This window comes from Corynebacterium sp. HMSC06G04, from assembly GCF_001807365.1.
Lineage (GTDB): Bacteria > Actinomycetota > Actinomycetes > Mycobacteriales > Mycobacteriaceae > Corynebacterium > Corynebacterium simulans.
The window spans coordinates 169,537-183,738 of record NZ_KV788617.1; the positions used below are offsets into that span (position 1 = coordinate 169,537).

14 protein-coding genes are annotated in these 14,202 nt (G+C 61.8%); 3 read left to right on the forward strand and 11 right to left on the reverse strand.

Features of this window, described 5'->3' with window-relative positions; all coding sequences use genetic code 11:
* Positions 1–2: 2 nt before the first annotated feature.
* From HMPREF3158_RS07620 to HMPREF3158_RS07630, 3 genes are read right to left on the reverse strand one after another with little or no spacing between them, the layout of a single operon-like run.
* On the reverse strand, positions 3–812 hold the full coding sequence (locus tag HMPREF3158_RS07620) for an exodeoxyribonuclease III (RefSeq protein ID WP_070455288.1): 810 nt from the start codon (positions 810–812) through the stop codon (positions 3–5).
* Between the two features lie 3 nt (positions 813–815).
* On the reverse strand, positions 816–1,625 hold the full coding sequence (locus HMPREF3158_RS07625) for a GNAT family N-acetyltransferase, cg3035/Rv0428c family (RefSeq protein WP_070497944.1): 810 nt from the start codon (positions 1,623–1,625) through the stop codon (positions 816–818).
* 42 nt (positions 1,626–1,667) lie between these two features.
* Positions 1,668–2,294, reverse strand: coding sequence for a peptide deformylase (locus HMPREF3158_RS07630; protein ID WP_070497946.1), 627 nt, complete (start codon positions 2,292–2,294; stop codon positions 1,668–1,670).
* A gap of 16 nt (positions 2,295–2,310) precedes the next feature.
* Between HMPREF3158_RS07630 and HMPREF3158_RS07635 the strand changes: the two genes are divergently transcribed.
* The 3 genes from HMPREF3158_RS07635 to HMPREF3158_RS07645 all read left to right on the forward strand — a co-directional run bounded on the left by HMPREF3158_RS07635 (position 2,311) and on the right by HMPREF3158_RS07645 (position 4,612).
* Entirely contained in the window at positions 2,311–2,574 is a 264-nt protein-coding gene (locus tag HMPREF3158_RS07635; protein ID WP_062039327.1) for a DUF3263 domain-containing protein, read from the forward strand.
* A 17-nt stretch (positions 2,575–2,591) separates the two neighbouring features.
* Positions 2,592–3,368, forward strand: coding sequence for a LytR C-terminal domain-containing protein (locus tag HMPREF3158_RS07640; protein WP_070455284.1), 777 nt, complete (start codon positions 2,592–2,594; stop codon positions 3,366–3,368).
* A gap of 107 nt (positions 3,369–3,475) precedes the next feature.
* Positions 3,476–4,612: a glutamate--cysteine ligase gene (locus HMPREF3158_RS07645; protein WP_061924795.1), complete on the forward strand. Its 1,137-nt coding sequence runs from the start codon at positions 3,476–3,478 to the stop codon at positions 4,610–4,612.
* Positions 4,613–4,629: 17 nt separating this feature from the next.
* Here the strand turns inward: HMPREF3158_RS07645 and HMPREF3158_RS07650 are convergent, their stop codons facing one another.
* The 8 genes from HMPREF3158_RS07650 to HMPREF3158_RS07685 all read right to left on the reverse strand — a co-directional run bounded on the left by HMPREF3158_RS07650 (position 4,630) and on the right by HMPREF3158_RS07685 (position 14,079).
* On the reverse strand, positions 4,630–5,916 hold the full coding sequence (locus HMPREF3158_RS07650) for a glycosyltransferase 87 family protein (protein ID WP_083291056.1): 1,287 nt from the start codon (positions 5,914–5,916) through the stop codon (positions 4,630–4,632).
* 19 nt (positions 5,917–5,935) lie between these two features.
* Positions 5,936–6,316, reverse strand: a complete 381-nt coding sequence (locus HMPREF3158_RS07655) for a monovalent cation/H(+) antiporter subunit G (RefSeq protein WP_070497948.1) — start codon at positions 6,314–6,316, stop codon at positions 5,936–5,938.
* Positions 6,316–6,588, reverse strand: coding sequence for a monovalent cation/H+ antiporter complex subunit F (locus HMPREF3158_RS07660; RefSeq protein WP_061924789.1), 273 nt, complete (start codon positions 6,586–6,588; stop codon positions 6,316–6,318). Before HMPREF3158_RS07660 ends, HMPREF3158_RS07655 begins: the two co-directional genes overlap by 1 nt.
* A complete protein-coding gene (locus tag HMPREF3158_RS07665; RefSeq protein WP_070455280.1) occupies positions 6,588–7,106 on the reverse strand; it encodes a Na+/H+ antiporter subunit E in 519 nt (172 codons plus the stop codon). Before HMPREF3158_RS07665 ends, HMPREF3158_RS07660 begins: the two co-directional genes overlap by 1 nt.
* The gene (locus tag HMPREF3158_RS07670; protein WP_070497950.1) at positions 7,106–8,878 is read right to left on the reverse strand and encodes a Na+/H+ antiporter subunit D; all 1,773 of its coding nucleotides are present in this window, start codon (positions 8,876–8,878) and stop codon (positions 7,106–7,108) included. Before HMPREF3158_RS07670 ends, HMPREF3158_RS07665 begins: the two co-directional genes overlap by 1 nt.
* Positions 8,871–9,371: a Na(+)/H(+) antiporter subunit C gene (locus tag HMPREF3158_RS07675; protein WP_070432320.1), complete on the reverse strand. Its 501-nt coding sequence runs from the start codon at positions 9,369–9,371 to the stop codon at positions 8,871–8,873. The genes HMPREF3158_RS07670 and HMPREF3158_RS07675 overlap by 8 nt, the downstream gene beginning before the upstream one ends.
* A gap of 2 nt (positions 9,372–9,373) precedes the next feature.
* Positions 9,374–12,319 (reverse strand): Na+/H+ antiporter subunit A, encoded by a 2,946-nt coding sequence (locus HMPREF3158_RS07680; protein WP_070497952.1) that lies wholly within the window; start codon positions 12,317–12,319, stop codon positions 9,374–9,376.
* 377 nt (positions 12,320–12,696) lie between these two features.
* Positions 12,697–14,079, reverse strand: a complete 1,383-nt coding sequence (locus HMPREF3158_RS07685) for a dipeptidase (RefSeq protein ID WP_062039330.1) — start codon at positions 14,077–14,079, stop codon at positions 12,697–12,699.
* Between the last annotated feature and the right edge of the window lie 123 nt (positions 14,080–14,202).

Below are 14,202 nucleotides of genomic sequence, written 5' to 3' on the forward strand. Positions count from 1 at the left end.
TCCTAACGCACCGAATCGAAGTCAGGCAGATCGAAATCTGCCAGCAGCGGGCAGTGGTCAGAGGTCTTGTCGCCGGCGCGTTCTACCATGTCTACCTGCGCAGATTCCACCGTCGCGGCCAAGGACTTCGAAGCCAGCTGGAAATCGATGCGCATGCCCTCGTTCTTCTGAAAGCGCATCGACTTGTAGTCAAAGTAGGTCCAGCGCTGCTCTTCCGTAAAACGCCGCGTAACCTCCTCAAGGTCTGCCTCCTCCAGCATCTGGAAGGCCGCACGCTCTGGCTCCGTAACGTGGGTCTTGCCGCGGAAGGCCTCGATATCCCAGACGTCCTCATCGCGCGGGGCAATGTTGAAATCGCCGGTGAGCAGCAGCTTCGACTGCGCGCGGCTCTCACTGTAGTGCGCCAGCGCGTAGAGGAAGCGCAGCTTGTAGTCGTAGTGGCGGTCGGTGATTTCGCGGCCATTGGGTACATAGAGCGACCAGATCTCTACGCCGCGAATCCGCGCGCCCACCGCACGGGCTTCCAAATCCTGCGGCTTTTCTGGGTCCTTGGCAAAGCCTGGCTGGCCGGGGAAGGAGTAGAAGACTTCCTCCGGCTCCGCCTTGGAGACGATGGCCACGCCGTTCCACTGGTTCAGCCCGTGATGGGTGACGTGGTAGCCGGCGGCTTCGAATTCCATGACAGGGAACTTATCGTCGGCAACCTTGGTCTCCTGCAGGCACAACACGTCGATGTCGTGTTTGGACAGCAGGTCTACCGCCCGCTGCACGCGGGTGCGGACCGAGTTGATGTTCCATGTGGCTATGCGCATGGACTACAGGGTACCGCCTTTGCGCACGGCATACCCACGGCGATGGTGTTCTAAAAACCCGACTTCACTAAGCAGGGCCAACGCTGCGCTTTCCGACGCCTCCACCTCCACGAATGCATTCTCCGCACCGTTTGCTTTGCCCCAGGCCAAAAGCGCCTCCAGCTGTGAGGGGGTGGCGTTTCCAAGCAGCGAGATTCCCAGCCACACGCGCTCGTCGCCGGATTGGCTGAGCGTGGCGTCGAAAAGCGCGGAGTCAAGGTGCGGCTCGGCGCTCGCAGTGTCTAGGGAGCGGGTAAACACGAGGACCTCGGGCTCGAGCTGCCATGCCGCGGGCTCGTTATCGAGTACGCGCAATGCCGCCTTGCCGATGCGCTCCGGGATGGCCAGGCGGGTGGGCAGGTTGTGCGCGGCGTAGAAGGCGTCGATTTCTTCCATGGGCGCGGGCATGAAACCTGCGGAGGGGCCCAGAGGAATGGCGGAATCGGTGCCTTCGCCGAAGCGCATGAGCCATTGGCCATCATTGGTCCAGACTTTCGTCCCGCCGCGCGCTGCCGCGGCTGCCACCTCGACGGCGCGGATTTCGGAGTTGCGCACCGTGCGCGGCGAGAGCTTCTTGATGATCTTCAGCTGCTCGGCGGGGATTTCCACCGCCTCCAAGTCGGAAGGGTAGCCACCCACCGCCTGCGGCCGGATGACAAGCGGTGAGGTGCTCAGCACATGGCCGATGACATCGGAGTGGGTGCCGCCGAATTCGCGCCGGGCAACCACGCGGTCGCCGACGCTGACGGCATCAGAACGGAAGATATAGCTCATGTCGATTAAGGGCGATTAGGGGCGATTAGGGGTGCAGTCTATTTACGCGCCGTGGCCGAAGGGATCCTCGTCCTCGCCTGGCATCCAGGTCCAGCCGGCCTCGGTCCAACCGTTGCGCTTGATGGTCTTCTTGGCCTGGCGCTTGAAGCGGCCGGTGAGCACGTCGGTGTAGACGTAGCCGTCCAGGTGGCCGGTCTCGTGCTGGAGCATGCGCGCGAAGAATCCATATCCTTCGATGGAAATGTCGTTGCCGTGCTCGTCCTTGCCTGTAACGCGGGCCCAGTCGGCGCGGCCGGTGGGGAAGCCCTCACCGGGCACGGAGAGGCAGCCTTCGTCCTCGGAGCCGTCGTCGGCAGGCATGCCCTCGGGAATCTCGGAGGTCTCCAGCACCGGGTTGATGACGCAGCCCTTGCGCATGCCGCTTTCTCCAGCACCAAGCTGCTTGGCGCTACCGTTTGGGCCGTCGGTGTCAGGGCAGTGGTAGACAAACAGGCGCTTGTTCACTCCTACCTGGTTGGCGGCAAGGCCGACGCCATGGGCGACGTCCATGGTCTCGTACATGTCGGCGATGAGCTGCTGCAGCTCTGGGGAGTCGATGGGCTCAGTGACCGGCTCGGGGGGGTTGTGCAGAACCGGGTCGCCGTGGATAACGATGGGGCGAATAGTCATGCCCTACAGTTTAGGCATGCAATCCTTGTCAGACCTAGACGCGGCCATTTTGGAGTTCGAATCGCATGCCCCGCGCGGTATCGGGCCTAAGGAAGAGGCCATTCGCGCGGAGCTGGATATCTCGCCGGTGCGTTATCACCAGCGCTTGAACGTGCTTCTCGACGCCCCCGCTGCCGCCGAGGCCTATCCGGTGCTGGTTGCGCGCTTGCGGCGCGTGCGGGACGGCCGTCAGGAGGTGCGGCGCGCCGCGCGGGAGGATGCACCAGATTTCCCTAATTAGAGACTAGGGTTGCTGCTGTGACTAATGTGAATTCAGATAAAGCAGCAGAATCCACCTCCACGCCGAGCAAACAGGCGGGTGCGCACCGCAGCTCGTCTAGCGGCCTGCCGCTGCGCGGCTTCGCAATGGTGCTCATTGCCGTTGCTGTCATGCTCGGCATGTGGGGCCTTTACACGCTGACCTCCAAAGACTCCACCGATACTGCCCAGACCGGCAGCACCGGCGTCGCCACGCTGCCGGCTCCCGCCGAGGGCGAGCCCGGCGCACAGGGCGGCCCATCTGCGCAGCCGGGTGCTGCCGGCAGTGCCGCGCGGGGCACGCAGGATGCCAAGGCTGGCCAAGACGCAGCCGGACAGCCTGCCAAGGAAGGCCAGGATGTAGCCGGCCGCGAGGCAGCCAACAAGGACGGTGCCGCTGCCGGCGCTGCTGGCGCTGTAGGTGCAGAAAGCGCTGCGGGTGCCGAGCGCGCCGCCAAGGACATCCCGGTCAACGTCTTTAATAACTCCGGCCGCGCGAACTTCGCTGCGGAGCAGGCAGACAAGCTGAAGGAGAAGGGCTTCAAGATCGGCGAGGTGGGCAACCTAGCTGGTGATATCCTCACCGTTCCGCAGACCACCGTCTACTTCCCGGCAGGCGATAAGGACGCAGAGAGCCTCGCACGCGAGACCGCAGCGCAGTTCTACGGCGCGCAGTCCATCCCGGAGGGTGCCATCGCCGAGTACCCGGCAGAGCTCAAGGCTGAATTCACCAAGGGCAACGCAGTCGTTGCAGTTCTGGCCATCCCGCAGGCCTAAAAGATTCGCAAGATAGATGCACGGTGGAATCGAAGACAAAATCCACCGTGCATTTAATGTATAAGAAAATGCTCTAGCTGGGCCTTGCTGCGGATAGACTCACAAGGGTGAACATCCCGGAAGAATCCTTCACCCGTTCGGCCGGGCCCACCTTGGGCGTTGAATGGGAAGTAGCCCTCGTCGATCCGCACTCTTGGGATCTGGTCCCGCGCGGCGCCGAGCTGATTGAACGCGTGCAGGCGGCCACGCCCGAAATCCAGCTGGAGAAGGAATTCCTCCAAAACACCGTGGAACTGGTCACCGGAATTTGCCACACGGTGCCGGAAGCAATCGCGGATTTGTCGCACAAGCTAGAGCATGTGCGTGCCGCTGCTCAAGGAATGGGCGTGGCCCTGTGGGCCTCCGGCGGGCACCCTTTCACGGACTACCGCGAGAACCCTGTCTCGGAGAAGGCAAGCTACTCCGAAATCATCAACCGCACCCAGTACTGGGGCAAGCAGATGCTGCTGTGGGGAACCCACGTGCACGTGGGTATCCGCCACGAAGACCGCGTGTGGCCCATCATCAATGCGCTGATGACCAAGTATCCGCACCTGCTTGCAATCTCTGCCTGCTCGCCAGGCTGGGAGGGCATGGATACTGGTTATGCTTCCAACCGCACCATGCTCTATCAGCAGCTGCCCACCGCCGGCATGCCTTATCAGTTTGCGGATTGGCGCGAGTGGCAGGACTATATGCGGGATCAAGCCATCTCCGGCGTTATCAACCACACCGGCTCGATGCACTTCGATATTCGCCCGGCGGCAAAGTGGGGCACCATCGAGGTGCGTATCTCGGATGCCTCTTCTAATCTCCGCGAGCTTTCGGCCATCGTCGCGCTCACGCATTGCTTGGTGGTCCACTATGACCGCATGCTTGATACAGATCAGGAGCTGCCCACGCTGCAGCCGTGGCACGTGGCTGAGAATAAGTGGCGCGCCGCCCGCTATGGCATGGACGCCTTGGTGATTACCTCTCGCGCCACGGATGAACGCTGGGTCAAAGACGAGTTGGTTGACTTGGTCGAGGAGCTAACTCCTCTGGCTCGCGAGCTGGGCTGCGAGGCCGAGCTGCAGCTCATCCATGAAATCATCGAGCGCGGGGCCGGCTATGAACGCCAGCGCCGCCTCTACGAGGAGACCGGCAGCTGGCAGAAGGTCGTGGAGGCCACGAGTAAGGAGATGGATAGCCTCCGTCCGCTCTAGGCCCCTCAAGGCTCGGCCTACTTGCGCACTACCGGAATGCGCACGTCGGTGGGGTAGTCCGCCACGTTACTCTGGCGTGCGGCATGCTTGCCGGATGGCTTGCCGTGCGGGAAGCACCCCCAAATGCCATAAACCGCGATGTAGAGGAAGCAAGCAAAAGGCCACAGTAGCCATGCCCACGGATGCAGGTTCTCCATGGCTTCTAGGCCATGGGAGGACATCAAGCGCCACACCGGTGGGGAGACGAAGGGCAGCTCCACGAGCAGCAACGCCACGAAGGATGCCAGGCCCGCCAGCTGCGCACCCCAGAAGGAGGGCAGACGCTTGCCGACGGCCTCATTGACCGCGAGCATCACCCATACGCCGAGCGGTACTACCCAGACGAAGTGGTGGTACCAGGAAAAAGGCGAGACCAAGCAGGTGGCCAAGCCCGCCAGCGCCAGCGCGGCGGAGGAATTCTTATTGATCCAGGCGGTGCGCAGCGCCAGCATGGTCACCATCACCACGATGACCACGGCCAGGACCCACAGCGCGGTGTTCTCTTCGCCGTTGAGACGCGCGATGATCGAGCGCAATGACTTCGCGCCGGGGTGGTCCAGGTTGCCCACGCGATCAGAATTGAACATCTTATCCGTCCAGAAATCCCAGGCATCGGGGATCGTCCGCACTCCCACGTAGACGGTAAAGAAGAAGGTAAACACGCAAGCGAAGGCGGACCACCAGCGCTTCTGGAATAACAAAACCAGGCCCATGAAAGCAGGCGTTAGCTTCATGCCAGCGGCAAGGCCGATGCCGATGCCAGGCAGGCGCAACTTACGCGGTAGCAGGTCGAGGGAGACCAGGAACATCAAAAGGATGTTGATCTGGCCATAGAAGAAGGTGCCGTTTACCGGATCAGTAGCCAAGCTGCTTATAAGCAGCGCGAGGCCTACGAACCAAGAGGCTGGGCCCATCTTGTAGCCACGCTCGCGGATGACCAGCATGATAACGGCGAAAAGAGCGATGCCCGTGATCCACTGCCAAGTCACCATCAGGCCATGGTCGGAAAAACCAGCCATCCACTCGAAGAACCAGCCTGCAAACGGCGGGTAGGTGAAAGGAAAGTTGTGGATATACGGGGCGTCGTAAAGATCGCCGCTCGCCTTCACGTCGGCGCCGGCGAGCTGGTAGATCTTCAGGTCGAAAGGAATCCTGCCAAAGAAGGCGCGCCCGCGCTCATCCGAGACGTTGAAGCGGTAAATCACGAAGGCGGCGAAGGCCGTCAGGACAGTAGCCAACGTGGGCAAGCCGTAGAGCTTTTTCACCTGCTGTTCCCTTCAAAGGTTATTTTTTACGCAAAGCACGGGTTGCTGGTTTGTCGTTTCGGGACATCAGTTCCGGCGACCCGTAGAGGCCCTCACGGCGCGCGATTCGGGAAGTGCGCTGCGCCGTAACGGGACTCGTAATCATGGCAAACAGTACCAGCAACAACAGGATTCCCAGATCACCACGCTCTGCCGGGCCGAAGGAATCTGCGCCGGTGACGCGGAAGAATGCACCCAGGATGCTCAAGATGAGACCTGTCGTTTGCGGCTTAGAAATGGCATGCACGCGCGACATGGTGTCGGGAAAGCGCGCGACGCCGATTGCGGCTGCCAGCACCAAAAGCGCACCGGTGAGGATCAAGATGATCGAGATGATGTCGGCGAAAAGGTGATAGCTCACTAGGCATCCCTCTTTCGGAATCTGGTGACAGACACGGTGGAGATAAATCCCAAAAGGGCCACGACCAGCATCGCGGAGACCACCGAGGTGTTCAGCGTCCAACAAATATAGGCGGCCATCGCGCATTGGAACATGGCCACGAACCCGTCCATGCCCACTAGGCGGTCCAGCGAATTCGGGCCGGTGATAATCCGCCAGGTGGTAATCAGGAAGGCCACGACCAAGATGCCGGCGGCAACGCCCAGAAGAATGTCATAAAGCTGGGGATCCATTAGGGGTGGCTCCTTTCAAAAATCTCAATCATGCTTGCTTCGAGCCCCGCGACGTTCGCGATTTCGCGCTCTAAAGCGGTTTCCGACGCCGCGTCCAGGACGTGGATGGTCAGCATGCGGTTGGCGATGTCGATGTCGGTTACCGTGCCGCCTGGCTGCAGGTTGTACAGGCTAACCGCCAGAGACAAGATAAACTCGCTGTCCAGGCGCATCGGCAGCTCGAGGATGGCCGTCTTCGGTGGATCTTGCGGGCGCACCGCCAGCCAGGCCACCTTGAACGAGGCGTGGAATAAGTCGATGGTCCAGCCCACCATGAATAAGGCTAGCTTGCCCCAGGAGACCTTCAGCTCGGCAATCGGCATGGCAGGCAGTGGCAGCGCAAGCACCACGAACAGGCCCACCAGTAGTCCGCCAACTAGGTTGGCTACGGTGACCTCGCCCATGAGTAGGCACCACATGGCGGTGATCCACGCGATGAACCAGGGGCGGAAGCGGTGGCGGAGTCCAGCAAATTTCATTACTTCGCCTCGCTTTCGGTGGGTTGTGATTTGGGCTGTTCCTGAGGCGCAGTTTCTACCGCCGGAGCTGGGTCCTTGATGGGCCCACGGCGTACTTCAAAAGAATCCTGCTCGTTGGTGTAGCGATCCTTCTGGTTCTTGTGCCGGGTGGGGTTATCTGCGTTATCGCCCAGGACCGCGTAGCGGTAGATGGAATCATCCTGCGCAGACTCGGCGGCGCGGCTGGTCACGCCGGAGATCGGGCCGGCCAGGAAGGTGATGGACACCGAGGCCAGCACCAGCAGGCAGGTGGAAGCCAGCATGCCAAAGGGCACGCGGCCGACGTCTTGGCGCTCGTCGAATTCGACGACATCCGTGACGTCGGAAAGCGGCGATGGATGCGCCATCACGATGTTGCCTTCCGGGGCGTCGGCGCGGTCACGCAGGAAGCCCTTGGACCAGACCAAAACCATGACGTAGAGGGTAAGCAGGGAGGTCACTACGGCACCGCCGATGACCACCCAGGCCTGCCAGGAACCCTCGTTGGCGCCGGCCTGCAGGAGGATGACCTTGCCTAGGAATCCGGAAAATGGCGGGATGCCGCCCAGGTTCATTGCCGGAATGAAATACAAGATGGCGATGAGCGGAGCGGTATAAATCAGCGAGCCCAGGCGCCGCAGGGAAGAGGTGCCGGCCTGGCGCTCGATGAGGCCGACCACCAGGAACAGTGCGGTCTGGACCAGAATGTGGTGCACGGCGTAGAAGATGGCGCCGGACAGGCCCTCGGCAGTGCCCAGCGAGACGCCGAAAATCATGTAGCCGATGTGGCTGACCAAGGTAAATGACAAAAGACGCTTGATGTCGGACTGCGCGATGGCGCCCAAGATACCCACCAGCATCGTGGCGAGGGCAACCCACATGAGCAGCTGGTCCAGCCCGCCAGCGGTGAAGATAGAGGTGCGGGCGCGGATAATCGCGTAGACGCCGACCTTGGTGAGCAAGCCCGCGAAGACTGCCGTCACCAGCGAAGGTGCGGTGGGGTAGGAGTCCGGCAGCCACGCCTCCAGCGGGAAGACGGCGGCTTTGATGCCGAAGGCGATGAGCAGCACCGAGAAAATAGCGGTGCGGGTACCGGCCGGGATTTCCTCCATGCGCATGCCGATCTGCGCCATGTTCATGGTGCCGACCGCGGCGTAGATATAGCCCAGCGTCAGCACGAAGATCAGCGAGGAAGCCATCGAGACCATCACGTAGCCCACGCCCGCGCGCACACGCGCCGGGGAAGCGCCCAGCGTCAGCAGCACGTAGGAAGCCACGAGGAAGATCTCAAAGCCGACGTAGAGGTTGAAGAGATCGCCTGCCAAGAAGGACACGTTCACGCCCATGGTTAGCAGCATGTACGTGGGCAGGAAGACCGCCACCGGCTCGTCCTTGGAACCGTCGCGAATACCCTGCGAGATGGCGTACCACATCACCGAAAACAGCACTACGGACGAGGTAAACAGCATCACGGCGGAAAGGCGGTCAGCCACCAGCGTGATGCCCACCGGCGCGTCCCAGCCGCCCACCTGGAGCGTTTGAATTCCGGCCGTATCGGCGATGAAGATCAGCAGTGCGTTCGCGGCGGCGAGCAACAGCAGCGAGAAGAATGCGATCTGGCGCTGCACGCCGGTAAAGCGTGCGCACAGCATGGTCAGGGCCGCAGCCAGTGCCGGGATTATCACCGGCATGGGGATGAGGAAGCCGGTATAGGGCAGCAGGAAGTTAACCAGCGGAAGCAGCGTCTCAGTCATCGTTTGCCTCCTTTACTGGCTCTTCGAAAAAGTTGGGGCCAAAGGCGTCGCCCTGCTTGGTGGCGCGGCCGGTGGTTGGGTCATTGGAAGCATCGTGGTCCGGTGCCGCCGCGGCGTTGCCAGGGCGGGTGGCCATCGCTGCAATCGCGGTATCTTCCGCGTCATCCTCAATGACGTCGGCGGTGCGGTAGCGGTACTGGCGGTAGGCCAGGGTCAGGATGAAGCCGGTCAGTGCCATGGAAATGACGATGGCCGTCAGAATCATGCCTTGGGCCAAGGGATCGGCGATTTGATCGCCATACTGGGCGGTCTCGCGGCCGTCGATAGGCGGCGAACCCGCCTTGCCGCCGGCCTGCAGCATGAGCAGGTTAGCGCCGTTACCGAGCAGCAAAATGCCCAGCAGCATCTTGGTCATCACGCGGTCCAGCATGAGGTAGACGCCGGTACCGCACAGCACGCCCGCGGCGAGGAGAAGGAACAGGTTTGCTTCCATGTTTATTTCTCCTTTCCGGAGGTCATTGTTCGGCTTGCGGATTGCGCCGTGGCGCGGTTGCGCTGGCGGCGCGCGAGGGAGCGGGCGCGGTCGCGGGCGCGCTGCTTACGCATGTCCTCTTCCTCGTCGAGCTTGGCGCCCAGCGAGTTCAGGATGTAGAGCGTGAGCCCCACGACGATGAGGTAGACGCCGGCGTCGAAGACCAAGGCCGAAGGTAGTGAGACATCGCCCACCAGCGGCACCGGCAGCTTGGTGTAGCCGGTGGTCAGCGGCGGATGGCCGAAGGCAAAGGGGACTACCACCGAGGCGATCGAAATCAGCAGACCGGTGCCCATGGTGCGCCCGCCGTCGATTGGCAGTGCTTCATCGAGCTCCGCGCGGCCGCCGGCGAGGTAGCGCAGGATGAGCGCGAGCGCGGCCACCAAGCCACCGGCGAAGCCGCCGCCCGGCGCATTGTGTCCGGAGAAGTAGAAGTAGAGCGAAAGCGCAATCATCGAGGGGAAGAGCAGGCGAGTGGTGACGTCCACCATGAGCGAGCGGTTCAGCGCCTGCTCGGATTCCGCACCGGCCGCCAGCCAGCGACGCCCGGTCACGCGCAGCGTAGGACGCCGCGAGGAGCGGGTAAAGGACTGGGTGCGGTAGATCAGCGAGGCGATGCCGGTGGCCGCGATGACCAGGACGGTGATCTCGCCGAAGGTATCCCACGCACGCAGGTCCACCAGCAGCACGTTGACGGTGTTTGCGCCGTGGCCGATTTCCTTGGCCAGCTCCGGCATGAAGGTGGAGATGGACTCGCTGCGGCGGGCATTGATGGAGAACATGCCCACCAAGGTCACGCTAAGGCCAACGCCAACGGCAAGCCAGGCGCGCAGGCGCGAGACCTTGGGGTCTTGCTTCCACTCGGTGTTTGCCGGCATGCGGCGCAGCACCAGCATGAACAGCACCATGATGATGGTCTCCACGAGCAGCTGGGTTAGTGCTAGGTCCGGTGCGCCGTGCAGGGCGAAGATGAAGGACAGGCCATAGCCGGTCACGCCGACGATGATGACGCCGGAGAGACGGTTATCGGTCACCGTGGCGGCGATTGCCGCGACCATGATGATGACGGCCGCGACGACCTGCCATGGGTTTTCCGCGACTTCCATGTGCACGTTGGTCAGATCGCCGCGGATCAGCATGATGACCGGCAGGATCATGAGCGTGCCGAAGATGATGGACAGGTTCATCTGCAGCGAACCGCGCTGGGTGGAGGCGGTGGTGCGCAGCGAGAGGGTGCGCAGCGCCTGGAGCACGGAATCGTAGGCGGCGTCGGCTGAGCCCAGCGCCGGGTACTGGAACTGCCACTTGGCCACCACATTGCGCTGCCAGTGCACGATGATGCCCACCACAACGATGAGCAGCGACAGGCCCAGTGGGATGGTGATGCCATGCCAGAGCGCCAGATGGGTGTGCTCGTTGTGGCCGAAGAGATTGTCCAGATGCTGGTTGATGCCGAAGGAAAGCGGGCTCGGCTGCAAGCCCAGAAAGATGGTCAGCGCGATCAAGATCGCTGGCGGAATCCACAGCAGCGGGGCGAGCGCGTGCATGTTCTCCACGGCCTCGGAGGTGCCCAGGCGCACACCGTCTTTGTCCTTCTTTACGGCGAAGGCGCCCCACAGGAAGCACAGTGCATAAGCCATGGTGAGCATGGAGCCCACCACGACGCCGACGAGCAGTATGTTGCGCGGCATTCCCACCAACAGGGATTCGTGGAGGATGGCCTCCAGGGTGGCTTCCTTGGCCACGAATCCCAGCAGCGGCGGGATGCCAGCCATGGAAAGCGCTGGGATGATGGCCAGCAGATACAGGCCTGGTTTAGCGCGGCCCAGGCCGGAAAGCTTGGCGATGTCGCGCGTGCCCGAGGCATGGTCGATGGCGCCGACAATCATGAATAAGGCGGCCTTGAACAGCGAGTGCGCGAAGGTCAGGGCCAGGCCTGCTTGCAGCGCCTCCCGGGAGCCGATGGCCACGATGGAGGTGATAAAACCGAGCTGGGAGACGGTGCCATAGGCCAGAATCAGCTTGAGATCGCGCTGCTTTAGGGCCATCCAGCCGCCCAGCAGCATGGTGAAAAGGCCCAAAGGAATGATCACCAGGTGCCAGGTGGCTACCTCGTGCAGATCAGGGGCGAGGCGGGTGACCAGGTAGATGCCTGCCTTAACCATTGCGGCGGAGTGCAGGTAGGCAGAGACCGGCGTCGGCGCTGCCATGGCGCCGGGCAGCCAGAAGTGGGCGGGGGCGATGGCGGACTTGCTGAGCGCACCGGCCAGGATCAGGACGATAGCGATCGTGATATACGGAGTCTGCGTGATGTGCTCGAAATCTGCGAGTGCGCTGAAGGTCCACTGGCCGGTCTGGCGGCCGAGCAAGATGATGCCCATGAGCATGGCCAAACCGCCCAGGGTGGTGATCATCAGCGCCTGCTGGGCCGCACGCCTCGAGGAAGCACGTTCTCCGTAGTAGCTGACGAGGAGGAAGGAAAGCAGGGAAGTGATTTCCCAAAAGACGTACATCATCAGGATGTTGTCTGAGACCACCAAGCCAAACATGGCGGTGGCAAAGGCAGTCATCTGCGCGCCAAACATCGCAAGGCGCCGCCGGGTTTGGTCGAAGTAGCCCCAGCAGTACAAAAGCACGAGCGCGCCTATGCCTAAGATGATGAGGCTAAATAGCGCTGAGAGCGCGTCCATCCGCAGGGTGATGCTGAGGTTGGCGTCTGGCATCCACTCCAGGTTGTAGCGCAGCGCGTTGCCGTCATGGAACGTGGAGTTTGTCAGCTGGCTGAGTACCCAGAAAAAGCCAGCGCCTGGGGCGATGGCAAGAATGCCGAAGGCAGGTCTGCCCAAGTAATAGATTAAAAATGGCGCGAGGACTGTGGCCAGAATTAGAGTACTCAGAACTGTTAGCACAGTTAAGCCGGATCTCCTTTGCAAGATGGAGACGCGCGAGCATTTTTAGGCGCACGTGCGACGTTATATGTACACGAAATCGAGCATGCGCCGATGAAGACATCTAGGCCACCGAAAAGGCCTGGTTGATGAACCACTGTGAAAAGGAAACCCCACTAGAGGGGTGCCGCTGGCAGCGTCAACGCCCTGCCTCAAAAGAAAGTAGGGGGCGTGTCACATTTGGCGCAGCCAATACGGCCACTATACCGGCATAACCGGCAAAAGTCACAGATTTTTAATTAGACAGTATTATATGGGGCTATTTTGGCTGAATACAGCCTCAATAGCCCCATGAGCTCAAGGCAGTCACAGCGCCTGCTGTGCGGTCTGCCGCGCGATTAGGCGAAGCGCTGGAGGAAATAAGCCTCGGCGGTGGCGATCTTTTCGATCTCGTTTGGATCGACGGACTCGTTTGCCGAGTGGATGGTGGCCTGCGGATCCTCCACTCCGAAAAGTGCGATCTCCGCGTTCGGGTGCTTTTCCTGCAGCTCTACGGTCAGCGGGATGGAACCACCCATGCCCTGGGAGATGGTCGCAGTGCCGTATGCCTCAGCTAGGCACTCGCCGAGCAGCGCTGCGGCTGGCTTTGTAGGATCGGTCTCGAAACCGCGGTTGGCCTCCAGAATGTCGACCTTGATGTGAGCGCCCCACGGAACGTGGTTCTTCAGGTGCTCGGCAATGGCCTCGGCAGTGGCGCGCGGATCCATGGTGGCCGGGGTGCGTAGGTTCAGGTTTGCAGCGGCGGTAGCCGGAACGGCATTGACGGCCTCGGCAACCGGGGTAGAGGTAAAGCCGGTGACTGTCACTGCCGGGCGGGCCCAGATCATGTCGCCGATTTCGGTGGCGCCGGCTGGATCTTGTGAGCCCATGATTTGGGTGCCCTCAAGCATCTGCGCGTCGGTGCGGAAATCTTCCGGCTTATAAGCGGTGGTCTGGCCCTCAGCCAGCGGCCAGGTGCCGGCGCAATCGACGCCGTCGATAGTCGTGCGGCCGTGCTCGTCGCTCAGGGAATCGAGTGCGCGCATCAGCGCCTTAACGGCATCTGGAGCGGCGCCGCCAAACTGGCCGGAGTGTACGCCGGCTTCGAGGGTGTCTACCTGGACATAGATCTGCGCGCCGCCGCGCAGGGAGGTGGTCAGCGTGGGCTGGCCAGCTTTGGCGTTGCCGGCATCGGCGATGAGGATGGCGTCGGCAGTGAAAAGCTCTGGGCGCTCCTCGATGAGTGCGGACAGGCCTTCGCCGCCGCGTTCCTCAGAACCCTCGATGAGGAAGGTCAGGTTGAGGTCGGTGCCACCGTTTGCGTCGATAGCGCGCAGGGCGGCCAGGTGCATGGCGATGTTGCCCTTGCAGTCTGCCGCGCCGCGGCCATACCAGCGGGTATCGCCGGAAGGTGCAGTGCGCTCGGTCAGGGTCAGCGGGTCAGATTCCCATGGCTCGCGTGGGCCGACCGGGACTACGTCGTAATGGGAGTAAAGCAGGACGGTCTTGGCACCCTCTTTGCCGGCGCGCTTGCCGACGAGTGCGGTAGAACCGTCCGCAGTCTTCACCGCCTCGACCTTGACGCCGGCGTCAGTAAGGGTCTTTTCAACCCACTGCGCTGCCTTCTGGGCATCTTCCTCGAGGCCCGGCTCGTTGTGTACGGAGTTGAAAGAAACGAGTTCTTTGAGCTGCGCGAAGATATTCGCGCGATCATTTGCGATGTAGTCAGAAATAGCAGTCATGTTGTCCAACATACTCGCAGGTTTGGACACGCACGCCAGGTGCCGTTCGGGAAACCTGTCCGAAAATTAGTATTGACTGATCGTTTGAGATCGTGCCCGGGTGAACTAGAGTTCTAAGAATAT